This is a genomic window from Streptomyces sp. KMM 9044 (assembly GCF_024701375.2).
Classification (GTDB): domain Bacteria; phylum Actinomycetota; class Actinomycetes; order Streptomycetales; family Streptomycetaceae; genus Streptomyces.
Map to the genome: position 1 here is coordinate 1,939,846 of NZ_CP113910.1, position 24,795 is coordinate 1,964,640.

The following is a 24,795-nucleotide window of genomic DNA, read 5'->3' on the forward strand; positions in this document are numbered from 1 at the left end:
ACGTAACACGCGTGCAGTGGACCTTGGTGGTACCCCTGAAGCCGCTGGCGGAGGCCAAGAGCCGGCTCTCCGACACCGCGGACGACGCCCTGCGTCCGGGGCTCGCGCTCGCCTTCGCGCAGGACACGGTGGCGGCCGCCCTGGCATGCCGTGCGGTGCGGGACGTGGTGGTTGTCACGGACGACACCCTGGCCGGCCGTGAGCTGGCCGCGCTGGGTGCGGGTGTCGTCTCCGACGAGCCGGGCAGCGGCCTGAACGCGGCCCTCGCCCACGCGGCCGCCACCGTGCGGACCGTGCGGCACGCGGGTCCCGTGGCGGCACTCAACGCCGATCTCCCGGCGCTGCGCCCGGCCGAACTGGCGCGTGTGCTGGAGGACGCGGCCGCGTTCCCGCGCGCGTTCCTCCCGGATACCGCGGGCGTCGGCACGACGCTGCTCACAGCGGCGGCGACGGAGGAACTGCGGCCGTCCTTCGGTCCCGGCTCCCGGGCCCGGCACCGCGCGTGGGGAGCCGTCGAACTGCGCCTCGACGCGGTGGATTCCGTACGACAGGACGTGGACACGGGGAACGATCTCCGGGCGGCGCTGGCGCTGGGTGTGGGACCCCGCACGGCGGCCGCCGCCGCGCGGCTGCTGATAGCGGAGCAGTAGGCTGCGGCCATGCAGGCGACCGCGTACACCTACGACCCCGAGAGCCGAAGCGGCCAGGTGCTGCTGGACGACGGCACACCGGTCCCCTTCGACGCACCGGCGTTCGACGCCGGAGGCCTGAGGCTGCTGCGTCCGGGGCAGCGCGTGCGCATCGAGACCCGGGGCGAGGGCGAGGCCCGGCGGATCACCCTGGTCACGCTCCAGACGTTCTGACCACCGCCCGCGTTCCGACGACGTTCCGGGTGCGCGCCGGCACACCGCGGGCCGGACTCCGTGACGGAGTCCGGCCCGGCGCGTGAGTACCGTTTCGCCGCCGCTACTTCTTGCGGGCGGTGGTCTTCTTGGCGGTGGTCTTGCGTGCGGTCGACTTCTTGGCGGGCGCCTTCGTGGCCGTCGCCTTCTTCGCCGGGGACTTCTTGGCGGTCGACTTCTTCGCGGCGGAGGTCTTGGCGGTCGCCGCGGACGCGCCGGTGGCCTTCTTGGCGGTCGTCTTCTTGGCGGTGGTCTTCTTCGCGGCGGCCGTCTTTCCCGCGGCCCGCTTCGCCGTCGCCTTCTTGGCGGCGCTCTTCTTCGCGGCGGCCTTCTTCACCGTCGCGGAAGCCCCGCCGGACAGACTGCCCTTGGGCGCCTTCTTGACGGCGACCTCACCACCGCGCGGCAGCTTCTTCGAGCCGCTCACCAGGTCCTTGAAACCCTGGCCCGCACGGAAACGCGGCACCGACGTCTTCTTGACCCGAACCCGCTCACCGGTCTGGGGGTTGCGGGCGTACCGGGCCGGGCGGTCGACCTTCTCGAACGAACCGAAGCCGGTGACCGAGACCCGGTCACCCGCGACCACAGCACGGACGACGGCGTCCAGGACCGCGTCGACGGCATCGGCGGCCTGCTGCCGGCCGCCCATCTTGTCGGCAATCGCTTCTACGAGCTGCGCCTTGTTCACGTCTTCCCCTTCGGAGACATCGCCCGAACGAATCCGTTCAAGCGTTTTCGCACGTTAGGCAGATATATACCGCAAATCAAACACGAAACGGGCTTATCACCCTTGTGCCGCAACGAGCTCGGCCGCCTTGAGTGGTTCAGCGTTCCTCTTCGGGAAATCGGCCCTCGTCGAGGTCCGCGATGAACCGCTCCAGCCGCTTTGCCGCAGCGGCGAGATCGTGCTTGGCCCCGGCCGTAATGACCAGCAGCTTCCGGGCCAGCGCCATCCGTACGCCCTCCGGTACTTGCAGTGCGCGCACTTTCGCATGCGCTTCTTTGAGCCGGACCGCGACCGCCGTGCAGAGCTCGAGTTGGCCGTCGTGTTCCATGCACAGATTGTGCCATCTAGGGCGAGTTGTCGCCTGCGCAGGGGGCAACTGCCGCCGCGGACAGCGGTCCGAGCACACTCCGAGGTCACGCCCACGTGACACGTGTACCCCAGCAACCACCTTCATAACGTGGGAAGTTGCCAGGCTTCAAGAGGGCGCGCAGGTCCGAACGGGTGTAGACACGGCCGTACCCCCGATCGGTCCGATCGGGGGTACGGAAGGGGGTGGGCGTGGCTGAAAGTCGACCTGCTGCCCGGACTGCGCGCTGCGGAGCGTCAGGCGCCCTGCGCCGTGAGTGTCCGCGGCTTGAACGACGGGCGCTTCGCCTCGTAGGTGGCGATGTCCGCCTCGTTCTGCAGGGTGATGGAGATGTCGTCGAGCCCGTTCAGCAGCCGCCAGCGTGAGTTCTCGTCGAGCTCGAAGGCGGCGGTGATCCCCTCGGCGCGCACCTCGCGAGCCTCGAGGTCGACGGTGATCTCGGCCTCGGGGTCCCGCTCGGTGAGCTGCCAGAGCGCGTCCACGATCTTCTGCTCGATGACGACGGTGAGCAGGCCGTTCTTCAGCGAGTTGCCGCGGAAGATGTCGGCGAAGCGGGAGGAGACCACGGTCTTGAAGCCGTAGTTCTGCAGCGCCCAGACGGCGTGCTCACGGGAGGAGCCGGTACCGAAGTCGGGGCCGGCGACCAGGACCGTGGCTCCCTCGCGCTCGGGGCGGTTGAGCACGAACTCCGGGTCCTTGCGCCAGGCCTCGAACAGCCCGTCCTCGAACCCGTCCCGCGTCACCTTCTTGAGCCAGTGGGCGGGGATGATCTGGTCGGTGTCGACGTTGCTGCGGCGCAGCGGGACGGCCCGGCCGGTGTGCGTGGTGAATGCTTCCATGGCTATCGGACTCCAGCGGGCGTACGGGTGTCGGCGGCGAGGTCGGCCGGGGAGGCCAGGTGACCGAGGACCGCGGTGGCGGCGGCGACCTGCGGGGACACCAGATGGGTACGGCCCCCCTTGCCCTGCCGGCCCTCGAAGTTGCGGTTGGAGGTGGACGCGGAGCGCTCACCGGGAGCGAGCTGGTCGGGGTTCATGCCCAGGCACATCGAACAGCCCGCGTGCCGCCACTCGGCGCCTGCCTCCTTGAAGACCACGTCCAGGCCCTCGGAGACGGCCTGCAGACCGACCCGCGCGGAGCCCGGGACGACCAGCATCCGTACCCCGTCGGCGACTTTGCGGCCCTTGACGATGTCCGCGGCGGCGCGCAGGTCCTCGATCCGCCCGTTGGTGCAGGACCCTACGAAGACGGTGTCGACGCTGATGGAACCCAGGGGCTGACCGGCCTCCAACCCCATGTATTCCAGGGCCTTTTCGGCGGCGAGGCGCTCCGAGGCGTCTTCGTACGAAGCGGGGTCGGGGACCGCCGCCGACAGCGGCGCGCCCTGGCCCGGGTTGGTGCCCCAGGTGACGAACGGGGACAGCCGGGAGGCGTCGACGACGACCTCGGCGTCGAACTCGGCGTCGTCGTCGGTGCGCAGCGTCTTCCAGTAGGCGACGGCCGCGTCCCAGTCCTCGCCCTGCGGGGCGTGCGGGCGGCCCTCGAGGTAGGCGAAGGTCGTCTCGTCGGGGGCGATCATGCCCGCGCGGGCGCCGGCCTCGATCGACATGTTGCAGATGGTCATGCGCGCCTCCATCGAGAGCTTCTCGATGGCCTCGCCGCGGTACTCCAGGACGTAGCCCTGGCCGCCGCCGGTGCCGATGCGCGCGATGACCGCGAGGATCAGGTCCTTGGCCGTGACACCGTCGGGCAGTTCGCCGTCGACGGTGATCGCCATGGTCTTCGGGCGGGCCATGGGCAGCGTCTGCGTGGCGAGGACGTGCTCGACCTGGGAGGTGCCGATACCGAAGGCCAGTCCGCCGAACGCGCCGTGCGTCGAGGTGTGCGAGTCTCCGCAGACCACGGTCATGCCGGGCTGGGTCAGGCCCAGCTGGGGTCCGACGACGTGCACGACGCCCTGCTCGACGTCGCCCAGTGAGTGCAGCCGGACGCCGAACTGGGCGCAGTTCGCCCGCAGCGTCTCCAGCTGGATGCGGGAGACCGGGTCGGCGATGGGCTTGTCGATGTCGAGGGTCGGGGTGTTGTGGTCCTCGGTCGCGATGGTGAGGTCGAGACGGCGCACCGTACGGCCGCTCTTGCGGAGGCCGTCGAAGGCCTGGGGGCTGGTCACCTCGTGCAGCAGGTGCAGATCGATGAAGAGGAGGTCGGGCTCGCCCTCGGCGCGCCGGACGACGTGGTCGTCCCAGACCTTCTCCGCGAGTGTCCTACCCATCGCTTTCCCTCCGGCCGGCAGAGGTGCGCCGGCCCAACTAGAGATCCATGAGGAGACGGCACCCCCACCCCTGATTCCGGGGCGTCGCCGCCTGGCCCGGTGATTCACGGGCCATGGTGTTGATGAACTGTGTACGTCCAGAGTGTCGCGTCCCACGGAAAATTGAACTTGCGTTTCACAGAGTGAGACGCGAGTATCGTTTCATGGACAACAGTAGCGGCGTCGGCGTTCTGGACAAGGCAGCCCTTGTCCTGAGCGCTCTGGAGTCCGGTCCGGCCACCCTCGCGGGGTTGGTCGGTGCCACCGGACTGGCACGACCCACGGCCCACCGCCTGGCCGTGGCCCTGGAACACCACCGGCTGGTGGCGCGCGACATGCAGGGCAGGTTCATCCTCGGCCCGCGCATGGCCGAGCTGGCCGCGGCGGCCGGCGAGGACCGGCTGCTCGCCACTGCGGGCCCCGTACTCACGCACCTGCGCGATGTCACCGGCGAGAGCGCCCAGCTCTACCGCCGCCAGGGCGATATGCGTATCTGCGTCGCCGCGGCGGAGCGCCTGTCCGGCCTGCGGGACACGGTCCCGGTGGGCTCCACGCTCACGATGAAGGCCGGTTCCTCCGCGCAGATCCTGATGGCCTGGGAGGAGCCGGAGCGCCTGCACCGCGGCCTGCAGGGCGCCCGCTTCACGGCGACGGCCCTGTCGGGCGTCCGACGCCGCGGCTGGGCGCAGTCGATCGGGGAGCGCGAGCCCGGCGTGGCCTCGGTCTCCGCACCGGTGCGCGGCCCGTCCAACCGCGTGGTGGCCGCCGTCTCCGTGTCGGGGCCCATCGAGCGCCTGAGCCGCCACCCGGGCCGGATGCACGCCCAGGCCGTCATCGACTCCGCGGCCCGCCTCTCCGAGGCCCTGCGCCGCACCTGACCCCGCCCGCCTTCCGGGGGTGGGCCCGCCCCAACGCCGCGGCAGGCCCTCCCCCGGACCCGGAGCATGGACGTACGGACACGAGGAAAGCCCTCCACCGAAGTGGAGGGCTTTCCCCTCTGTACCCCCGACCGGATTCGAACCGGCGCTACCGCCTTGAGAGGGCGGCGTGCTAGGCCGCTACACAACGGGGGCATGGACACTGCGTTTCCGCAGGTCCGAGCTGGTCTACCTGGACTCGAACCAAGACTAACTGAACCAGAATCAGTCGTGCTGCCAATTACACCATAGACCAATGATGGTTTAGACCAGTTCAGTACCCCCGACCGGATTCGAACCGGCGCTACCGCCTTGAGAGGGCGGCGTGCTAGGCCGCTACACAACGGGGGCCCTGGCGATCCTCACCCGGCCGGAACCAGGTGGTGTCACCGTGAGGACAGTGGACGCCGCCCAGCCGTCCTCACGGGATGGATCTGTACCCCCGACCGGATTCGAACCGGCGCTACTGCCTTGAGAGGGCAGCGTGCTAGGCCGCTACACAACGGGGGCTCGCGGATGAGGTCCGCGTTTTGCAGATGAGCTCTGCGAGCTGGCCTACCTGGACTCGAACCAAGACTAACTGAACCAGAATCAGTCGTGCTGCCAATTACACCATAGGCCACTGGAACGCAAGCCCCGGAGGGTTCTTGTTCTAGCTGTGCGCTTGAGGGCTTCGGCCTTCCGGCCCGGACCCCCGCGGCGCAGGAAGAACACTACCCGATGCCGGTCGGGGCTCCAAAACGGGTATCCGCGCGGAGGAGTGCGGGGAGTTCACCGAGAGAGACGATCCTGCACAGCCCCACGGGCGGCTCGGCGGTCGCGTACGCCCCGCCCCGGTCGATCCACACCGACAGCAGCCCGGCCTCCGCGGCACCCCTCCCGTCGATCTCGGGATGGTCACCGACGTACGCGACCTGGTCTGGCGGCAACGCCAGGGCCTCGCAGGCCGCCAGGAACGCACCGGCCTCGGGCTTGGAGACGCCCAGCTCCGCGGCGCACAGGACGGCCTCGAAGCGGTCGTGGACGCCGAGGGCGCGCAGCTTGGGATCCTGGACGTGCAGGCTGGAGTTGGACAGCACGGCGTGCCGGTGACTGGCGGCGAGCGCGTCGAGGACCGGCAGGACGTCCGGGAAGAGGGACCAGGCGGACTCGTAGTGGACGAGGTAGCGCCGGAACCAGTCGTCGGCCTCGTCGTCGGTCAGCTCGTGCTCCAGGAAGACCCGGATGCGGTCGCGCCGCTGGGTCTCGAAGTCGGCCTCGCCCGCGGCGAACCGGGCCCACTGGAGGTCGGTCACCTCCCGCCAGCGCAGCAGCGCCTCCTCCACGGAGGCGTACCCGGCGAGCAGTTCCCCGGCGAGGAGATGCGCCCGCATGCCTTCACGGTCGGCGGAGGTGTAGTCGAAGAGGGTGTCGTCCACGTCCCAGACAACTGCTCGGATCGCCATGCGGCCGACGGTACCGACAACGGGAGAGGGGCGGAACCCCGTACCTCCGGGTGCCGCCCCTCTGCCGGGGTGGGACTACGCGGCGAGCCTCGCCAGGGCCGCGTCGATGCGGGTCAGTGTCGTCTCCTTGCCCAGGACCTCGAGGGACTCGAAGAGGGGCAGGCCGACCGTGCGGCCGGTGACGGCGACGCGGACCGGGGCCTGTGCCTTGCCGAGCTTGAGGCCGTGGGCCTCGCCGGCGGCCAGGACGGCCTCCTTCAGGGACTCGGGGGACGTCCAGTCGGCCGCGTCCAGCTTCTCGCGGGCGGTGCGCAGCAGGGCGTCGGAGCCCTCCTTCATCGCCTTGGTCCAGGAGACCTCGTCGAAGACCGGCTCCGGCAGGAACAGGAAGTCGATGTTGTCGGTGATCTCGGAGAGGACCTTGAGGCGGGTCTGCGCGTGCGGGGCGACGGCCTGCCACTTGGCTTCGTCGAAGGCCTCCGGGGCCCAGGGGGCGACGGGGGCCTTCAGCCACGGGCGGCAGCGCTCGGTGAAGTCCTTCACCTCGAGCAGGCGGATGTGGTCGGCGTTGATCGCCTCGCACTTCTTGAGGTCGAAGCGGGCCGGGTTGGGGTTGACGTCACTGACGTCGAAGGCCGCGACCATCTCCTCGACCGTGAAGATGTCCTGGTCCGCGGAGAGCGACCAGCCCAGCAGGGAGAGGTAGTTGAGCAGCCCCTCGGGGAGGAAGCCGCGCTCGCGGTAGAGGTTGAGCGACGACTGGGGGTCGCGCTTGGAGAGCTTCTTGTTGCCCTCGCCCATGACGTAGGGCAGGTGGCCGAAGGCCGGGGTCCGCTTCGCGATGCCGAGCTCGGTCAGCGCCTTGTACAGCGCGACCTGGCGGGGGGTGGAGGAGAGCAGGTCCTCGCCGCGCAGGACGTGGGTGATCTCCATCAGGGCGTCGTCGACCGGATTGACCAGCGTGTACAGCGGGGCGCCGTTGGCGCGCACGATGCCGTAGTCCGGGACGTTCTCCGGGGTGAAGGTCAGCTCGCCACGGACCAGGTCGGTGAAGGTGATCGTCTCGTCGGGCATCCGGAAGCGGACGATCGGCTCGCGGCCCTGGGCCTTGTGCTTCTCGACCTGGGCGTCGGTCAGCTCGCGGCAGTGGCCGTCGTACCCGGAGGGCCTGCCGGCGGCGCGGGCGGCCTCGCGGCGGGTGTCCAGCTCCTCCTGGGAGCAGTAGCAGCGGTAGGCGTGGCCGGCCTCGAGAAGCTTGGCGGCGACGTCCGTGTAGATGTCCATGCGCTGCGACTGGCGGTACGGCGCGTGCGGGCCGCCGACCTCGGGGCCCTCGTCCCAGTCGAAGCCGAGCCACCGCATCGCCTCGAGCAGCTGGTCGTACGACTCCTCGGAGTCGCGGGCCGCGTCGGTGTCCTCGATGCGGAAGACCAGCGCGCCCTGGTGGTGCCTGGCGAACGCCCAGTTGAACAGAGCGGTGCGGACCAGGCCCACGTGGGGGTTGCCGGTGGGCGACGGACAGAAACGGACGCGTACGGGGGAAGGGGAGCCTGATGCGCTAGCCACGCTTGACAACCTTGTTGGTGAGAGTGCCGATGCCTTCGATGGTGACGGCGACCTCGTCGCCGACGTTGAGGGGTCCGACGCCGGCCGGGGTGCCCGTGAGGATCACGTCGCCGGGGAGCAGCGTCATCGCCTCGGAGATGTTGACGATCAGATCCTCGATGGAGTGGATCATCTCGCTGGTGCGGCCGAGTTGGCGCTGTTCGCCGTTGACCGTGAGCTGGACGGTGAGGTCGCCGGCGGCGGTGACGTCCAGGTCCGTCTCCACCCAGGGGCCGAGGGGGCAGGAGGTGTCGAAGCCCTTGGCCCGCGCCCACTGCGTCTCGCGCCGCTGGACGTCGCGGGCGGTGACGTCGTTGGCGCAGGTGTAGCCGAAGATCACGTCCTTGACGCGCTCGCGCGGGACCTCGCGGCAGAGCCGGCCGATCACCACGGCCAGTTCGGCCTCGTGGTGCACCTCCTCGGAGAAGGAGGGGTACTGGATCTCGTCGCCGGGTCCGATCACCGAGGTGGCGGGCTTGAAGAAGGCGAACGGCACGTCGGGGGCCTCGCCGCCCGTCTCCCTCGCGTGTTCGGCGTAGTTGCGGCCGAAGGCCACCACTTTGTTGGGAAGCACCGGGGGCAGCAGCCTGACCCTGCTCACGGGGACCTTCGTACCGGAGAGCTCGAAGTCCGTGAACGGGATGCCCTTGATGATGTCCAGGACGAGTTCGTCCTGCTGGTCGCCCTGGACCGCGCCGAAGGCGACGTTCCCGTCGATGGAGAATCTGGCGATGCGCACGGGATGCTCGGCCCCTTGACTGAACTGGCTGGAGTCTGACGCTCCAGGCTAACGCGGCAGGGGGCGCGCGCCTCGCGCATTGCCCCGCGTACAGCACGGAGCGGCGCCCCCGGGGAAGGGGGTGCCGCGGGGCCGCTCGGGATGCCTCCGGGGCCTTTGAGCGTTTCCGGGCCGGTGCCCGTACCAGTCGGTGCCCGTACCAGTCGGTGCCGGTACAGGGAGGGGGAACTAGTTCGCGGCGCCGGCCGCGGTCGGCATCTCCATGAGGATGGTGCGCCTGGGATTGGCGGTCTGGGCCGGGAGTTCGACGGTGTGCTCCCGCTGGAACGGCGTCTGCAGTTCGGCGGCGCCGTCGAGGTGGGCCAGCGTCGTGCGTCGCGGGTTGGCGATCTTGTGGAACATCGTCGTCTTCACTGTTTACTCGACCCTGTCCTGTTCACGGGCGTCCGGCGGGGTCCGGAGACCGCCCCTCGGGCGCGGGTTGTCTGTTTTGCCATCTCTGTAAAGCGTCAGGCTAAGCATGCGTTTCCCATCGGCCGCCGCGGGAGACCGCCACAGGCATGTGAGTTTGCTCACTAATCGAGGGGCAAATCACGCAATCCGGACCGCTCCCCCGTGCGAGCGAAACGGACATCGAGCACCTGAAGTAGCCATTCCGCCCCTGATCATCGCGACTGGGGCACCGGATCGACCCCGGATCCGCTCGGCACGATCACCCCCATTGACCCCCTTTGCTCTGGATCACTTCCCACGCGGGGTGACCCCTCCCTCACACGGCGTCATGTAAGTCACTGCATACCCCGTGGGCCTTGTTGGGAGATCCCGCACTGTGCTGGAATTCCAGCGACCGCCGCAGATTCCGATCCGGCGCACAGGGGGCGCACAAACGCGCCATCGCGGCGGTGAGCAAGGGGGAACCCGCGCCGGTCACTCACGACCATCACGGGGCGTATTCAGGGCGCCCCTATGACGCCGACACCGTGTCCCGTCCGTTCACGCGGAGGGGCGCCTGGTCCAGAGGTTGCGACGCTAGTGCAGGGACGTTTCAAGAGGGATGGCAGCGCTTCGGCGGAGCCGGAGCACGGCGGGAATGGCCCCGTGCCCGCCGGCTCCTCGCCCCAGCACGCCCAGAACCAGAACCAGGGCCCGGCGGTGAACGGTGAAGGCGGCGAACGCCCCGGCGCCAGGTCCGCGGAGCCGGAGGGTGCTCCCCCGGCCCCGTCGAAGCCTCCGAAGAGCCCCACCGGCCCGGGGCCGCGCGTAGCCCTGCGCAACTGGCGGATCTCCACCCGGCTGATCTCGCTGCTCGCGCTCCCGGTGGTCGCGGCCACCTCGCTGGGCGCCCTGCGTATCAGCCAGTCGATGGACGACATCCAGCAGCTCGACAACATGAAGCTGCTGACCGACATGACCCAGCAGGCCACCGAGCTCGCCGCCGCACTCCAGGAGGAGCGCGACCAGTCGGCCGGCCCGCTGGCGCACGGCGGCAAGGCCACCGACTTCGGGGTCAAGGGCCACCGCGAGAAGACCGACCGCGCCCGGAAGAACTTCCTCGACAGCTCCGAGGAGATCAACGACACCAGCCGGGACGGCAATCTCACCGGTGTCCGCGACAACCTTGTCCAGCTCGCCGGCAACCTGGGCGACCTCGAGAAGATCCGCAACACGGCCTACGCGGCGGAGGGCAACTCCACCCAGACCGTCGAGGCGTACCACCGTCTGATCGAGAACCTGATCGGCCTCTCCCAGGACATGGCCGAGGCGACCAGCAACTCCGAGATGATCCAGCGCACACGCGCCCTGGGGGCCTTCTCCGCCGCCAAGGAGTACGCGTCGATCCAGCGCGCGGTCCTCGCGGCGGCCCTGCCCTCCAACAACACCAGCTTCGGCGACCTCGCCGAGAACGACCGGCTCTACGCCGAGTCGGCGCTGGAGAGCCAGAAGTCCGAGGTGCGCAGCTTCAAGAGCATCTACGGCGAGGACTCGGCCGCCGAACTGCTGCTGCCCATCGAGGACGGCAACGCCACCATCCAGGCCACCGACAAGTACGCGAGCCGTGCCCTGGTGTCGTCCGGCGGCCTGGAGTCGATGGACAAGCGGTCCTACCGGGACTGGCTGGACGACAGCTCCACCAAGCTCCAGCAGATGAAGAACGTCGAGCACACGCTGCTCGAGGAGATGGAACAGAAGGCCCGTGAGCTGCGCAGCGCCACCGAGCGCGACGCGATCATCTCCGGTGCGCTGATCCTGATCGTGCTCGGTGTCTCACTGGTCGGCGCCTTCGTCGTGGCCCGCTCCATGATCCGCTCGCTGCGCCGCCTCGAGGACACCGCGACCAAGGTCGCCCAGGAACGTCTGCCCGAGCTGGTCAAGCAGCTGTCCGAGGCCGACCCGCAGGACGTCGACACGTCCGTGCAGTCGGTCGGTGTGCACTCCCGGGACGAGATCGGCCGTGTGGCCGCGGCCTTCGACGACGTGCACCGCGAGGCGGTCCGCCTCGCCGCCGAGCAGGCCCTGCTGCGGGGCAACGTCAACGCGATGTTCACCAACCTCTCGCGCCGCTCCCAGGGTCTGATCCAGCGCCAGCTGTCGCTGATCTCCGAACTGGAGTCCCGCGAGGCCGACCCGGACCAGCTGTCCTCGCTGTTCAAGCTGGACCACCTCGCCACCCGTATGCGCCGCAACGGTGAGAACCTGCTGGTCCTCGCGGGTGAGGAGCCCGGACGACGGTGGACCCGCCCGGTCCCGCTGGTCGACGTGCTCCGTGCCGCCGCCTCCGAGGTGGAACAGTACGAGCGCATCGAACTGACCTCCGTGCCGGGCACCGAAGTGGCCGGCCGGGTCGTCAACGACCTCGTCCACCTGCTCGCCGAGCTGCTGGAGAACGCGACGTCGTTCTCCTCCCCGCAGACCAAGGTCAAGGTCACCGGTCACGCGCTGCCCGACGGCCGTGTGCTGATCGAGATCCACGACACCGGTATCGGTCTGTCGCCGGAGGACCTGGCGGCGATCAACGAGCGGCTCGCCTCGCCGCCCACCGTGGACGTCTCCGTCTCCCGCCGCATGGGTCTGTTCGTGGTCGGCCGGCTGTCGCAGCGCCACGGCATCCGCATCCAGCTCCGCCCGTCCGACTCCGGTGGTACGACCGCGCTGGTCATGCTGCCCGTCGATGTCGCCCAGGGCGGCAAGAAGCCCCAGGGCAAGCCCGGTCAGCCGGGTGTCGGCGGCGGTCCCGCCGCCGCGCAGGCCGCGGCCGGTGCCGCGGCGGCCCGCAGGGCCGCCGGTGGCGGTCAGTCCAACGGCGGTGCCCTCGGTGCCGGCGCGTCCGGCGGTGGCCGGCTCGCCGCCGGCCAGGGTCCGCGGGCCGCGCTGCCCGGACGGGACGGCCAGGGCCGGCCGGGTGCCCCGGGAGGGGCGCGTGGCCAGCAGGGCAGGTCGTCCGCTCCGTCGCTGTTCGAGCAGGGTGGCAGTCCGTCACAGGGACGTCCGGCCCCGGCCGGCGCGGGTGCCGGCTACGGCGGCCAGGCTCCGGGTGCCCCGCAGGGGACGCAGTCCCCGGGGCAGGGCGGTGCACAGGGCCAGGACATGTTCGGTGGCGGCCGGGGCGACGTGCCCCAGCAGCGGAGCAACGGCAACGCCGAGCGGGGCCGTCGTCCGCAGTCGCCGCCGCGCGCCGAGCTGCCCGGCGGCGACCAGCAGCCGCGGGTGCCCAGCTGGAGCGACGAGAACGCCCAGCGGCCGGTGCCCCGGGCCCCGCTGGACGCACCGCGCGGCCACGACGAGCCGGACACCGCCCGGACGAACTCCATGCCGCGGTTCGACGACCAGCACGGCGCCGGGGCGACGGCCGAGATGCCCCGGTTCGACGACCGACAGGGCTCCGGCGCCCCCCGTCACGACGCTCCCGGTGGCGACGCCCCGCAGCACACCGGCCAGTACGGCCAGTACGGCCGGCCCGGTGCGAACGGTGCCCAGGATCCGGGCCAGTTCGTCCGCGGTGACCTCTACGGCGCCCCGGCGGACCGCTACAACGGTCAGGACCCGTCCCGCACCGGTCAGTTCCCGGGCCAGCAGGGCTACGACACCGGGGCCTACGGCAACGGCTCGTACGACAACGGTTCCACCGGCCAGTACCCGGCCCAGCCGGGTCTGGGCGACGGCGCTCCCGCGCGGTACCCCGCCCCGGAGCGCCCGAATCTCGCGGATCCGGCCTCCACCGGCCAGTTCGAGCGTCCGCAGACGAACGGGACGCAGGGGGCCGGCTACGGCAACCGGCGCCCTGCTGCCCCGCAGCAGCGGCCGGACCGTCCCCAGCCGGGACAACAGGGGGCCGCCCCTCAGCGGCCCGACAACGGCCGTGGGCAGAGCGACGCCTGGGCACTGCCGCCGGCGCCCGGTCCCGGCGACGGGCGTACCCCGCTGTACGACACCCTGGAGACCAACTGGTTCCACGGTGCCCGGGAGGAGCAGGGCAATCCCCCGGCTCCGGCCCAGCCGCCGCAGCAGCAGCAGCAGCAGCCGCAGCCGCCGCAACAGGAATCCTCGCAGCAGCCGCAGGGACCGACCGGCCCGCAGCGGTCCGTTGCCTCCACCTGGCGCAGCTCGCCCAACGACGAGCTGGTCCGGCAGGCCGAACGCGTCCGGCAGCCGGCCGCGGGTGGAGTCACCACCTCCGGCCTGCCACGCCGGGTGCCCAAGGCGAACCTCGTCCCGGGCACGGCTCAGCAGCAGTCCCACCAGAGCGGTCCGCAGGTCTCCCGTGCGCCCGATGACGTGCGCGGCCGGCTGACCAATCTCCGTCGAGGTATCGCCCAGGGCCGTCAGGCCGGTTCGTCCCCCCAGACCGGCAGCTTCCCCCGACCCACTCACCAGCAGGAGCGTTAGTTGAGCCCGATGAGCCAGGCGGCACAGAACCTCAACTGGTTGATCACCAACTTCGTGGACAACACCCCAGGGGTGTCCCACACCGTTGTCGTGTCCGCCGACGGACTCCTCCTGGCGCTGTCCGAGGGCTTCCCGCGCGATCGTGCGGACCAGCTCGCGGCCGTGGCATCGGGACTGACCTCCCTGACCGCCGGCGCCTCCCGCATCTTCGAGGGCGGTGACGTCGCACAGACCGTCGTCGAGATGGAGCGGGGTTTCCTCTTCCTCATGTCCGTCTCGGACGGTTCGTCCCTGGCCGTCCTCGCTCACCCCGATTGCGACATCGGCCTCGTCGGCTACGAGATGGCACTCCTGGTCGACCGTGCGGGAGCGGTCCTCACCCCGGACCTGCGGGCTGAGCTACAGGGAAGTCTGCTCCACTGATCGGCCCCGGCACCACCCGTCTCACCAAATCACCGTCCGGCCGCCACATTCCCCCCACCGGCCCCGTCAGACGGCTTGACCGACCGACTTGCTGTCCCGCCCGGAGGATCCATGACCCCGCCCACCGCCTCTCATGATCCGTACGCGGAGCCGTACGAGGACGAGGGCGACCAGCCGCTGGTCCGTCCCTATGCGATGACCGGTGGCCGGACCAGGCCGCGCTATCAGCTCGCCATCGAGGCACTGATCAGTACGACGGCCGATCCGGCAGCGCTCATGGGGCTCCTCCCGGAGCACCAGCGCATCTGCCATCTGACCCGTGAGGTGAAGTCGGTCGCCGAGGTCTCGGCGCTCCTGAACATGCCGCTGGGCGTGGCCCGGATCCTGGTGGCGGACCTCGCGGAGGCGGGTCTCGTCGCCATCCACCAGCCGGGCGGCGACGAGACCACCGGCGCACCGGACGTGACACTGCTCGAAAGGGTGCTCAGTGGACTTCGCAAGCTCTAGCGGCGGGACGGTCTCCGAAAGCCGTTCCACCACCTCCGCGAAGATCGTGGTGGCGGGCGGTTTCGGCGTGGGCAAGACCACGTTCGTCGGTGCCGTATCGGAGATCAACCCGCTGCGCACCGAGGCCGTGATGACCTCCGCCAGCGCGGGCATCGACGACCTCACCCACACCGGGGACAAGACCACCACGACGGTGGCCATGGACTTCGGCCGTATCACCCTGGACCAGGACCTGATCCTGTACCTCTTCGGTACACCCGGCCAGGACCGCTTCTGGTTCATGTGGGACGACCTGGTACGCGGCGCGATCGGCGCGGTCGTCCTGGTGGACACCCGCCGGCTGGCCGACTGTTTCCCCGCGGTGGACTACTTCGAGAACAGCGGACTTCCGTTCGTCGTCGCCCTCAACGGCTTCGACGGACAGCAGCCCTACCAGCCGGAAGAGGTGCGCGAAGCCCTGCAGATCGGACCCGACGCCCCGATCATCATCACCGACGCCCGGCACCGTTCGGACGCCAAGAGCGCGCTGATCACTCTGGTCGAACACGCCCTCATGGCGCGCCTGCGGTAGCACGGCGGCGACCGTATACGACAGTTGTCGTAGATACGCCGGAGTCGGCTGTGTCCTTGGACACGGCCGGCCCCGGTGTTCATAACGTTTCGGCAGAGGAATCGACCGGGGTCGCCACGCGACGCGTTCGAACCGTACCGCTGTGCGCACGACCGCCCCGTCATTTGACGGGGCTCACTCTTTTTGACCGTTTTATCTGCGTCTTACATCACGTCGGAACCTTCCCTTCCGCTGTTTGGAAGAGAACTGGTCGGCATGCTGAAATGCCTGAACTGCCCATTGGCCAAAGACGCACTCAGCAGTCGTTGGCCCGCCGGGCTCTGAGACACTGCGGCACAACGTTGGTGCCGACCCGCTGAGAGGTTGTTGGTCGAGTGAGGCGAAGCACGCGCAGTCCCGAGCCGTCGGCCCGGGGCAACTTCACCCCGCCGCCGCGCGCAGCGGCCCCCGTGCACGACACGGAACCGACGGCCGCGCCCGCCCCGAGCGGCGGCCGCCTCTCCCCCCGTAACTGGCGGGTGGCCACCAGGCTGAACGCGATCCTGCTCATACCCGTGCTGGTCGGCCTCGTCATGGGCGGCTTCCAGGTGAAGGGCTCGATCGACACCTGGCAGGAGGCCGAGGACGCCGAGAACACCGCCCGTCTGGTGCGGGCCTCCCTCACGTACGCCAACGCCCTCTATCTGGAGCGTGACCTCACCGCGGCTCCGCTGCTGCAGGGCGAAGGCCAGGACGACCCGACCGTCGTCAAGGCGCGTGCCGCGACGGACCGGGCCGCCGACGACTTCGACGCGGCGGCCCGGTCCGTGCCGGACAAGCCCGGCCTGCAGCGCCGGCTGGAGCTGCTGCGCAAGGCCGAACCCGGCTTCGCGCAGCTGCGCGAAGCCGCGTACACCTCCGAGCTCAAGGGGGTGGAGACCGAGGAGGGCTACGTCCGGGTGGCCAACCCCCTGATGCAGTTCGCCAACGAACTCGGTCTGGGCACCGGCAACATCACCAGTTACGGCCGTACGGTCTACGCGATCTCGCTGTCCAAGGCGGCGGTGTCGCTGCAGCGGTCCATCGGTACGCATCTGCTGGTGAAGCCCGGCCCCACCGACAGCCAGCTCGCCAGCCAGCGCGTCGCGCTCTCGTCCTACGCCTACCTCGAGGGCATCGCCGTCCAGGAGTACACGGGTGGCGGCACCGAGACCGACGTCGACAACCTGGCGCAGACCCGTAAGGACATCGAGGCCGACGGCGCGGCCCTGGCCAGGGAGAACTCCGCCTCGGACCCGGACTACGTGCCGCCGCCCGAGAACCCGGTCACGCTGGTCACCGAGGTCGCGCGGCTCAATACCACGGACCCGGCCGCCCGCACCGAGATGGCCGGCCGCGGCATCACCGCCGAGAACTACTGGGCGGTCAACACCCTCAAGTTCGACGGCTACCGCGAGATCGAGGCGGACCTCGCCGACACCGCGGTGGAGGACGCGGCCGCCATCGCCAGTGACGCGCAGCGCGACGCCTTCGTCACCGGTGGCGCCGTCGTGATCGCGCTGCTCGCCGCGTTCATCCTGGCCGGCATGGTGGCCCGCCAGATGAGCCGCTCCATGCGCCAGCTGCGCAACGCCGCCTTCGGTATCGCCGAGCAGCGGCTGCCGATGCTGGTCGACCAGCTCTCCCGTACCGACCCCGGCCGGGTCGACACCCGGGTCGCCCCGATCCCGATCAACTCCACGGACGAGATCGGCGAGGTCGCCCGTGCCTTCGACCAGGTCCACCGCGAGGCGGTACGGCTCGCCTCCGAGCAGGCTCTGCTGCGGGGCAACATCAACGCGATCTTCACCAACCTCTCGCGCCGCAACCAGTCGCTGATCGAGGGCCAGCTGACCCTGATCACCGGCCTGGAGAACAACGAGGCCGACCCGGACCAGCTGGAGTACCTCTTCAAGCTGGACCACCTGGCCACCCGCATGCGCCGCAACGGCGAGAACCTGCTGGTCCTCGCCGGTGAGGAGCCGGGCCGCCGCTGGGACCAGCCGGTTCCGCTGGTCGACGTGCTGCGCGCCGCCTCCTCCGAGGTGGAGCAGTACGAGCGCATCGAGTTGTCCGGCGTCCCCGAGACCGAGATCCACGGCCGTGCGGTGACCGACCTCGTGCACCTGCTGGCCGAGCTGCTTGAAAACGCGACCACGTTCTCCTCACCCCAGACCAAGGTCCGTGTCACCGCGACCCGTCTTCCCGACGGCCGCGTGATGATCGAGATCCACGACAAGGGCATCGGCCTGACCACCGAGGACTTCGCGGACATCAACCACAAGCTGGCCAACCCGCCGACCGTGGACGCCGCGATCTCGCAGCGCATGGGTCTGTTCGTGGTCGGCCGGCTCTCCGACCGGCACGGCATCCGGGTCCAGCTGCGTCCCTCGGGCGAGCAGGCCGGTACGACTTCGCTGGTCATGCTGCCGGACGCGATCACCCATGGTGGTGGTGGCGAGACGCAGCCCGCCCCCGACGAGTTCACGGTCTCCCAGATCATCCCGGAGCAGAACGCCTACCCGGGCGAGGAATTCGGCCGGCAACAGCAACAGCAGCCGCCGCTGCGCACGGCGGCGGAGCTCGGCTTCGACGACAGCCGCTACGAGGTCCCGGACGACCTCCGCGACCTGGACCCGGTCGGCCGTTCCCGCACGCGCGAGGAACGCCGGGCGGCCCTGGACCCGCAGGGCGGGCAGCCCGCGCTGTCCGGCCCGCAGGCACCCGGCGAGCGGGACGGTTCCGAACAGACCGCCCACCCCGACGGGTTCGCCGCCGCGCCGCAGGGCTACGGCGACGGTCAGGGTGACGGCGACTCCCGGAACTTCGAGGGCGCACCGGCCGGTTACCCGGAGCAGGAGCCGGCCGGTTTCGACCAGCAGGCGTACGGCAACGGGCAGCAGGCCCAGTACGAGGAACAGCAGCAACAGGCGTACGACGAGTCGTACTACGCTCCGGGCGCCCACCTGCCGCAGAACGACTCCTTCTCCTCGAACGGCGGTTACCCGGACGGCTCCTACGCGGAGCCGGTCCAGGACGATCACACGACGGGCGGCCAGGCCGACCCCGGGGCGTTCCCGGCCTTCGGTGAGCAGCGTCCGCAGAACGACTGGCCGCAGCAGGACGGCTACCAGAACGGCTATCCGGCTCAGTACCCCGCGGCGTCCCCGGAGGCGGATTCCGCACCGGCCGCTGACGCGACGGCGCAGGACAGCGTAGGCTTCGACCGTCCGGGTCCGGCCCACTCCGCCTCCCACGAGCTGACCGACGCCGGGCTTCCGCGCCGTGGAGCCTCCACGGACGGCGCCGGTGACAAGCGGCGTGCGCGCCAGGAGCCCACGGCTCCGGCTCCCGCCGCCACCTCGGCTCCGGCCCAGCAGGGCGACGGCGACAGCTCCTGGCGTTCGGCGAACGACGAGCGCTGGCAGCAGGCGTCCTCCCTGCGGAGGCCCAAGGCGGGCGGGGTGACCTCATCCGGGCTGCCGCGGCGTGTTCCCAAGGCCAACCTGGTCGAGGGCGCCGCCGAAACCACCCCTCAGGGAGGCCCTCAGGTCTCCCGCGCCCCGGAGGATGTCCGGGGCAGGCTGAGCAACCTGCGGCGCGGCGTCCAGCGAGGCCGCAACGCAGGCAGTGAAACGAACGGCCAGGCCACCGGGAATCACCGCAGTGGTCCTGACAGCACCTACAACCAGGAGCGTTAGTGTGAGCCCGATGAGCCAGGCGGCACAGAACCTGAACTGGTTGATCACCAACTTCGTGGACAACACCCCGGGGGTGTCCCACACGGTGGTGGTCTCCGCCGACGGACTCCTTCTGGCGATGTCCGAAGGATTTCCCCGCGACCGCGCGGACCAGCTCGCGGCCGTGGCCTCCGGGCTGACGTCGCTGACGGCAGGCGCCTCCCGGATCTTCGAGGGTGGCAGCGTGAACCAGACGGTTGTGGAGATGGAACGGGGATTCCTGTTCCTCATGTCCATTTCCGACGGTTCCTCGCTCGCCGTTCTCGCACACCCCGATGCGGACATCGGTCTCATCGGCTACGAGATGGCCCTCCTGGTCGATCGTGCCGGTACGGTCCTGACCCCGGACCTTCGTGCGGAGCTTCAGGGGAGCCTGCTCAACTGACAAACGGACGGTGCGGTTTCGCGCCCTGTGGCCGTAAGGTCTTGGGACGCGGCTTCCATGTGATGGACGCCAGGCACAGTCGGAGGAGGAAAAGTGGCTACAACACCAGGCGGATCGTCTACGGGCAACTGGTCGTACGACCCCGCACAGGGGCACAACGACGGTCCCCAGAACCGGTACGGCTACCCTCCTTCGCCGAACCACGGCCGGCCGTACGCGCCGCAGGGCTCCGGCCCTTTGCCGTACGTGCAGCCGCAGCACCGCACCCCCGAGCCGGCGCCCGCCGGGGCGTCGAACAATCCCCTGGTGCGCCCGTACGCGATGACGGGCGGCCGCACCAGGCCGCGGTACCAGCTCGCCATCGAGGCGCTGGTGCACACCACCGCGCAGCCGCACCAGATGCAGGGCCAGTTGCCCGAGCATCAGCGGATCTGCCACCTCTGCCGGGAGATCAAGTCGGTGGCCGAGGTCTCGGCCCTGCTGACCATTCCTCTCGGTGTGGCCAGGATTCTCGTCGCCGACTTGGCGGAGGCAGGACTGGTCGCCATCCATCAGCCCGGCGGCGACGAGAGCGCCGGCGGCCAGCCAGACGTGACATTGCTCGAAAGGGTGCTCAGTGGACTTCGCAAGCTCTAGCGGCGGTCCTTCCCGCTCCACCACATCCGCGAAGATCGTGGTGGCGGGCGGCTTCGGCGTGGGCAAGACCACGTTCGTCGGCGCTGTCTCGGAGATCAACCCGCTGCGTACCGAGGCCGTGATGACGTCCGCTTCAGCGGGCATCGACGACCTCACCCACACCGGGGACAAGACCACCACGACGGTGGCCATGGACTTCGGCCGTATCACCCTGGACCAGGACCTGATCCTGTACCTCTTCGGTACACCCGGCCAGGACCGCTTCTGGTTCATGTGGGACGACCTGGTACGCGGCGCGATCGGCGCGATCGTGCTCGTCGACACGCGGAGGCTCGCCGACTGCTTCCCGGCCGTCGACTACTTCGAGAACAGCGGACTTCCGTTCGTCGTCGCCCTCAACGGCTTCGACGGACAGCAGCCCTACCAGCCGGAAGAGGTGCGCGAAGCCCTGCAGATCGGACCCGACGCCCCGATCATCATCACCGACGCCCGGCACCGTTCGGACGCCAAGAGCGCGCTGATCACTCTGGTCGAACACGCCCTCATGGCGCGCCTGCGGTAGCACGGCGGCCGGGCCGTACGGCCCGCGAGCGCGGGAAAGCCCCCTCCGGACCGGAGGGGGCTTTCCCGTGTCGTTCTCCGTGGCGTGGTGCGGCCCCGCGGTGGGCGGACGCGTACGCAGGGGCCTCCCGGGCGGGGCCGCCCCTGCAGGACGTGCTCGCGGGCTCAGCGCCAGCTGTGCGGGGCACGGAAGCCGGGCTCACGCTCGAGGCGGCGCCAGCCGGCCCTGGCGCGGCCGGGGCGGGCCGGGGCGTCGTGGACGGGGCGGGCGGCGCGGGCGAGGAGGATCGCGGTGATGGCGGCGACTTCCTCGGGTCCGGCGTGGCCCTTCTCGACGCGGATGTCAGGTGTGCTCATGGGTGTCAGTCTCCCTGGGAGAGAGGTCCGCGGGGTTGCCGCGGCGGGTCCGCCGGGTTACCGGGACGGGGGGCGGCTTCGGCCGGCCGGTCGTCTACTGGGGCGGGTTGCCGTGCTTGCGGGAGGGCAGGTCGGCGTGTTTGGTCTGCAGCATCGCCAGGGAGCGGATGAGTACCTCGCGGGTCTCGGCGGGGTCGATGACGTCGTCGACCAGACCGCGTTCGGCCGCGTAGTAGGGGTGCATCAGCTCGGACTTGTACTCCTTGACCATGCGTGCCCGCATGGCGTCCGGGTCCTGGGCGTCGGCGATCCGGCGGCGGAAGATCACGTTGGCCGCGCCCTCCGCGCCCATCACGGCGATCTCGTTGGTGGGCCAGGCGTAGGTGAGGTCGGCGCCGATGGACTGGCTGTCCATGACGATGTAGGCGCCGCCGTACGCCTTGCGCAGGATCAGCGAGATCCTGGGGACCGTCGCGTTGCAGTAGGCGTAGAGGAGCTTGGCGCCGTGGCGGATGATGCCACCGTGCTCCTGGTCGACGCCCGGGAGGAAACCGGGAACGTCCAGGAAGGTGAGGATCGGGATGTTGAAGGCGTCGCACATCTGGACGAACCGGGCGGCCTTCTCGGACGCCTCGATGTCCAGCACACCGGCCAGCACCTGGGGCTGGTTGGCGACGACACCGACGACCTGGCCGTCCATCCGGGCCAGCGCGCAGACGATGTTGCGCGCCCAGCGCTCGTGGACCTCGAGGTACTCGCCGTCGTCGACGATCTCCTCGATGACCCTGGTCATGTCGTACGGACGGTTGCCGTCGGCCGGGACCAGGTCCAGCAGGACCTCGCCGCGGCGCCCGGCCGCGTCGCCGCTCTCGGCCCTCGGAGGGTTCTCCCGGTTGTTCTGCGGGAGCAGCGAGAGGAGGTAGCGCACCTCGGCGATGCACGTCTCCTCGTCGTCGTAGGCGAAGTGGGCCACACCGCTGGTCTCGGCGTGCACGTCCGCGCCGCCCAGCCCGTTCTGGCTGATCTCCTCGCCGGTGACCGCCTTGACGACCTCCGGCCCGGTGATGAACATCTGCGACGTCTCACGGACCATGAACACGAAGTCGGTGAGGGCGGGGCTGTAGGCCGCACCGCCCGCGCACGGACCGAGCATCACACTGATCTGCGGGATGACACCGGACGCCCTGGTGTTGCGCTGGAAGATGCCGCCGTAACCGGCGAGCGCCGAGACACCCTCCTGGATCCGGGCACCCGCACCGTCGTTGAGGGAGACCAGCGGCGCACCCGCCGCGATGGCCATGTCCATGATCTTGTGGATCTTCGTGGCATGGGCCTCGCCCAGCGCGCCGCCGAAGATCCGGAAATCGTGGGCGTAGACGAAGACCGTACGGCCCTCCACCGTGCCCCAGCCGGTGATCACACCATCCGTGTACGGCTTCTTCTCCTCCAGACCGAACCCCACCGCCCGGTGCCGGCGCAACTGCTCCACCTCACGAAAGGACCCCGCGTCCAGCAGCAGCTCGACGCGCTCCCGGGCAGTCAGCTTGCCCTTGGCATGCTGCGCCCGGGTCGCCCTCTCACCCGGGCCGGCCAGTGCCTGCGCACGGATCCCGTGCAGTTCGGCAACGCGCCCACGCGCATCCGCCGGCTCACCCGGTGCGTCATCCAAAACGGTCATGCTGCGACCTTACGAAGCCCACCCGGGAATGCGGGCCGTCGACTCCTCACAGTCTCCGGGGTGTTTTCCTGGTAGCACTGGACAGAACCATGGCGGAATGCAGCCGTTCCGACTGCTCAGAGGACTTTCGGCTTGTAGGGGTTGTACAAAGACGCTACCGGAGAGTCACCTCACATTCATCGACGGGGCATACCTCCACGGGAGTGACGCACGGCGTCGGCTCAGCCGAAGCGGTTCAGCCGAAGCGGTTCAGCCGAAGCGGTTCAGAAGTCTGCGGTACAGGCCGGGAGTGAGGGCGCGCACCCGGGGCGGGAGGGTGAGCCAGGTGGGGACGTAGGCGTCGTCGCGGCCCTGGGAGACGGCGTCCCAGACCGCGTCCGCGACCCGGCCGGGCGAGGTGGGGCGCGGGCGGGAACGATGGTACGGCCTGCCGCGGCGGGCGAAGAAGCCCGTCTCCACGGGGCCGGGCACGACGAGCGTCACCCCCACGCCAGTCCCGCGCAGTTCCTGCCGGAGCGCCTCGGCGAAGGCGGCGAGTCCGGCCTTGGCGGCGGAGTACACCGCCTCCTCCCTTACGCCCACGGCGCCGGCCACCGAGCCGACGAGCACCACCCGGCCGCGGCCGGCCGCCACCATGGAGGGCAGCACCTCCCGTACGAGGTGCAGCGTCGCGTTGAGGTCCAGGAACAGCACCCGGTCGATGTCGGTGTGCGGCATGGTCAGGAAGGGCCCCGCCCAGCCGATGCCCGCCCCCGCGACCAGCACGTCGATCCGTCCGGTCTCCCGCAGTGCGGCCTCCGCCAGAATTTTCGCGCCCCTCGGCGCGGCGAGATCGGCGGGCAGGAGGACCGCCGAGGCGCCGGACGCCGTCTCCTCCAGCCGTCGCCGGTCCTGGCCGCTGAGCAGCAGATGCCAGCCCCCTGCGGCGAAACGCCGCGCGGTGGCCGCACCGATGCCCGAGGAGGCGCCGGTGACGAGGGCGACGCGCCGGTCCGTGCGTGGTGGCGGCCCGTGACCGTGCGCCGCCGGGGCGGCGGCGGCACGGGCGGCACCGCGTGCGGGGTCCGCCGGGGGGTCGTAGGTGGAACCGGGGCCGGTAGTGGTCACGAGTCGGTCTCCCATGCACTGTCGCTGCGGGGCATCGTCATCCAGGACACCCCCACTGCGGTGCACCTCGCCAGTGCGGGAGGCCGTCCGCCCGGCCGGTTCCGACACGCGCCGTTCCCCGTCGGCGGGCGGTGCCCCGGCTCCCGGCGGTCGGTACGCCGTGCCGCAGGACCACTCCCGCGTGCCGCGGGATGCGGCCGGCCGGGCGTACGGGCGGGTACGCGGCCGGTCTGCCGGGACACGAAGGGGACGTCCTTTCGTACCCGGTCCGTCCGGCCCCCGTGGCGAGGTCACCATGCGTCTGCCGCTCGTCCGTCCCAGCGCCCTGACGTACTCCGAGGTCTTCCTCCGCCTCGGACCACCCGGCCCGGAGCGGGTGGTGCACGGAGCCGATGAGCCGGGGCCGTGGGACGGAGCACCGGACGGCGCGGCGGTCGAGTCGTACGGCGGTGGCGACGGCTCCGTTGCTCGACTGCGGAGAGTGACGCCGGCCTGTCGGCGGGGCGCAGGGAACGGGTCTCGCGAGGAGGCGGTCGGGCCCCGGCCGGCCCCTCTCGGATGCGGTGCGTGACCCTTTCCCGAATTGAGCAGCAGAGTCGGCGACGACTCTGCTGCGCAATTACCCGGCGTGATGACGCCGTGCCGATACGGCCTTCAGAGCGCGTCGCAGATGCAGGCAGGCCGGGCGCGGCCGAGCCCTGAAAACATGGCACGTGATCGCTCGCCGAATTGAGCAGCAGAGTCGGCGACGAAGGCAAAGCCGTGGGTCAGGTGCCAGACGTCGTGCCCGGGCAGCAGGGCCGCGGGACGCGAGGGGTACGGCGCGAGGCCGCGGACGTCCGCCGCGCCGTCGGCCGACCGCACGGCCGCCGAGCTGGGCACCGGCCGGAGCATGACGAATCCGAGGTGCGGGGG

General features: G+C 70.4%; 23 protein-coding genes and 5 tRNA genes. 11 read left to right on the plus strand and 17 right to left on the minus strand.

Annotation, left to right across the window (positions count from 1 at the left end):
* The first annotated feature begins 11 nt into the window (after positions 1–11).
* Both cofC and HUV60_RS08685 read left to right on the plus strand, forming a co-directional pair.
* Positions 12–650, plus strand: coding sequence for a 2-phospho-L-lactate guanylyltransferase (gene cofC / locus HUV60_RS08680; RefSeq protein WP_257847962.1), 639 nt, complete (start codon positions 12–14; stop codon positions 648–650).
* Between the two features lie 9 nt (positions 651–659).
* Positions 660–863, plus strand: a complete 204-nt coding sequence (locus HUV60_RS08685; RefSeq protein WP_055572423.1) for a hypothetical protein — start codon at positions 660–662, stop codon at positions 861–863.
* A 103-nt stretch (positions 864–966) separates the two neighbouring features.
* Here HUV60_RS08685 and HUV60_RS08690 read toward each other — a convergent pair whose 3' ends face one another.
* The 4 genes from HUV60_RS08690 to leuC all read right to left on the minus strand — a co-directional run bounded on the left by HUV60_RS08690 (position 967) and on the right by leuC (position 4,268).
* Positions 967–1,590 (minus strand): HU family DNA-binding protein, encoded by a 624-nt coding sequence (locus HUV60_RS08690; RefSeq protein ID WP_257847961.1) that lies wholly within the window; start codon positions 1,588–1,590, stop codon positions 967–969.
* A 136-nt stretch (positions 1,591–1,726) separates the two neighbouring features.
* Positions 1,727–1,957 (minus strand): hypothetical protein, encoded by a 231-nt coding sequence (locus tag HUV60_RS08695; protein WP_257847960.1) that lies wholly within the window; start codon positions 1,955–1,957, stop codon positions 1,727–1,729.
* Between the two features lie 275 nt (positions 1,958–2,232).
* Complete coding sequence (leuD, locus tag HUV60_RS08700) at positions 2,233–2,835, minus strand: 3-isopropylmalate dehydratase small subunit (RefSeq protein ID WP_257847959.1); 603 nt, start codon at positions 2,833–2,835, stop codon at positions 2,233–2,235.
* A 2-nt stretch (positions 2,836–2,837) separates the two neighbouring features.
* Positions 2,838–4,268 carry a 3-isopropylmalate dehydratase large subunit gene (gene leuC / locus HUV60_RS08705; protein ID WP_257847958.1) on the minus strand — a complete coding sequence of 477 codons (1,431 nt, stop codon included), beginning with the start codon at positions 4,266–4,268 and terminating at the stop codon, positions 2,838–2,840.
* 203 nt (positions 4,269–4,471) lie between these two features.
* Here leuC and ndgR point away from each other — a divergent pair, with 203 nt between their 5' ends.
* Positions 4,472–5,185 carry an IclR family transcriptional regulator NdgR gene (gene ndgR, locus HUV60_RS08710; protein ID WP_257847957.1) on the plus strand — a complete coding sequence of 238 codons (714 nt, stop codon included), beginning with the start codon at positions 4,472–4,474 and terminating at the stop codon, positions 5,183–5,185.
* A 122-nt stretch (positions 5,186–5,307) separates the two neighbouring features.
* Here the strand turns inward: ndgR and HUV60_RS08715 are convergent.
* The 9 genes from HUV60_RS08715 to HUV60_RS08755 form a co-directional block, all read right to left on the minus strand.
* Positions 5,308–5,380, minus strand: a tRNA-Glu gene (locus tag HUV60_RS08715).
* 28 nt (positions 5,381–5,408) lie between these two features.
* Positions 5,409–5,480 (minus strand) — tRNA-Gln (locus tag HUV60_RS08720).
* Between the two features lie 22 nt (positions 5,481–5,502).
* Positions 5,503–5,575, minus strand: a tRNA-Glu gene (locus tag HUV60_RS08725).
* Between the two features lie 86 nt (positions 5,576–5,661).
* Positions 5,662–5,734, minus strand: a tRNA-Glu gene (locus HUV60_RS08730).
* Positions 5,735–5,774: 40 nt separating this feature from the next.
* Positions 5,775–5,846: transfer RNA gene (locus tag HUV60_RS08735), tRNA-Gln, on the minus strand.
* Positions 5,847–5,937: 91 nt separating this feature from the next.
* Positions 5,938–6,669: an HAD family hydrolase gene (locus HUV60_RS08740; protein ID WP_257847956.1), complete on the minus strand. Its 732-nt coding sequence runs from the start codon at positions 6,667–6,669 to the stop codon at positions 5,938–5,940.
* A gap of 75 nt (positions 6,670–6,744) precedes the next feature.
* Positions 6,745–8,244, minus strand: a complete 1,500-nt coding sequence (gene gltX, locus HUV60_RS08745; RefSeq protein WP_443047243.1) for a glutamate--tRNA ligase — start codon at positions 8,242–8,244, stop codon at positions 6,745–6,747.
* Complete coding sequence (locus HUV60_RS08750; protein WP_257847954.1) at positions 8,228–9,013, minus strand: fumarylacetoacetate hydrolase family protein; 786 nt, start codon at positions 9,011–9,013, stop codon at positions 8,228–8,230. The genes gltX and HUV60_RS08750 overlap by 17 nt, the downstream gene beginning before the upstream one ends.
* 228 nt (positions 9,014–9,241) lie before the next feature.
* Positions 9,242–9,415, minus strand: coding sequence for a hypothetical protein (locus HUV60_RS08755; RefSeq protein WP_257847953.1), 174 nt, complete (start codon positions 9,413–9,415; stop codon positions 9,242–9,244).
* 630 nt (positions 9,416–10,045) lie between these two features.
* On the opposite strand from HUV60_RS08755, the gene HUV60_RS08760 reads away from it, so the two are divergent.
* From HUV60_RS08760 to HUV60_RS08795, 8 genes are all read left to right on the plus strand, one after another.
* A complete protein-coding gene (locus HUV60_RS08760) occupies positions 10,046–13,897 on the plus strand; it encodes a sensor histidine kinase (protein WP_257847952.1) in 3,852 nt (1,283 codons plus the stop codon).
* A 9-nt stretch (positions 13,898–13,906) separates the two neighbouring features.
* Positions 13,907–14,320: a roadblock/LC7 domain-containing protein gene (locus HUV60_RS08765; RefSeq protein WP_257850117.1), complete on the plus strand. Its 414-nt coding sequence runs from the start codon at positions 13,907–13,909 to the stop codon at positions 14,318–14,320.
* A gap of 111 nt (positions 14,321–14,431) precedes the next feature.
* On the plus strand, positions 14,432–14,827 hold the full coding sequence (locus HUV60_RS08770; RefSeq protein WP_042167979.1) for a DUF742 domain-containing protein: 396 nt from the start codon (positions 14,432–14,434) through the stop codon (positions 14,825–14,827).
* Entirely contained in the window at positions 14,808–15,398 is a 591-nt protein-coding gene (locus HUV60_RS08775; RefSeq protein WP_257847951.1) for a GTP-binding protein, read from the plus strand. The genes HUV60_RS08770 and HUV60_RS08775 overlap by 20 nt, the downstream gene beginning before the upstream one ends.
* A 374-nt stretch (positions 15,399–15,772) precedes the next feature.
* Positions 15,773–19,117: a sensor histidine kinase gene (locus tag HUV60_RS08780; protein WP_257847950.1), complete on the plus strand. Its 3,345-nt coding sequence runs from the start codon at positions 15,773–15,775 to the stop codon at positions 19,115–19,117.
* A 10-nt stretch (positions 19,118–19,127) separates the two neighbouring features.
* The gene (locus HUV60_RS08785) at positions 19,128–19,541 is read left to right on the plus strand and encodes a roadblock/LC7 domain-containing protein (RefSeq protein WP_042168317.1); all 414 of its coding nucleotides are present in this window, start codon (positions 19,128–19,130) and stop codon (positions 19,539–19,541) included.
* A gap of 93 nt (positions 19,542–19,634) precedes the next feature.
* On the plus strand, positions 19,635–20,177 hold the full coding sequence (locus HUV60_RS08790) for a DUF742 domain-containing protein (protein ID WP_257847949.1): 543 nt from the start codon (positions 19,635–19,637) through the stop codon (positions 20,175–20,177).
* A complete protein-coding gene (locus HUV60_RS08795; RefSeq protein WP_257847948.1) occupies positions 20,158–20,739 on the plus strand; it encodes a GTP-binding protein in 582 nt (193 codons plus the stop codon). The genes HUV60_RS08790 and HUV60_RS08795 overlap by 20 nt, the downstream gene beginning before the upstream one ends.
* Positions 20,740–20,903: 164 nt before the next feature.
* Here the strand turns inward: HUV60_RS08795 and HUV60_RS08800 are convergent, their stop codons facing one another.
* The 4 genes from HUV60_RS08800 to HUV60_RS08815 all read right to left on the minus strand — a co-directional run bounded on the left by HUV60_RS08800 (position 20,904) and on the right by HUV60_RS08815 (position 24,762).
* Positions 20,904–21,095 (minus strand): acyl-CoA carboxylase subunit epsilon, encoded by a 192-nt coding sequence (locus tag HUV60_RS08800; RefSeq protein ID WP_257847947.1) that lies wholly within the window; start codon positions 21,093–21,095, stop codon positions 20,904–20,906.
* A 94-nt stretch (positions 21,096–21,189) separates the two neighbouring features.
* Positions 21,190–22,773: an acyl-CoA carboxylase subunit beta gene (locus HUV60_RS08805; RefSeq protein ID WP_257847946.1), complete on the minus strand. Its 1,584-nt coding sequence runs from the start codon at positions 22,771–22,773 to the stop codon at positions 21,190–21,192.
* 249 nt (positions 22,774–23,022) lie between these two features.
* Positions 23,023–23,880 carry an SDR family NAD(P)-dependent oxidoreductase gene (locus tag HUV60_RS08810; RefSeq protein ID WP_257847945.1) on the minus strand — a complete coding sequence of 286 codons (858 nt, stop codon included), beginning with the start codon at positions 23,878–23,880 and terminating at the stop codon, positions 23,023–23,025.
* 654 nt (positions 23,881–24,534) lie between these two features.
* Positions 24,535–24,762, minus strand: coding sequence for a hypothetical protein (locus HUV60_RS08815; protein ID WP_257847944.1), 228 nt, complete (start codon positions 24,760–24,762; stop codon positions 24,535–24,537).
* Positions 24,763–24,795: the final 33 nt, after the last annotated feature.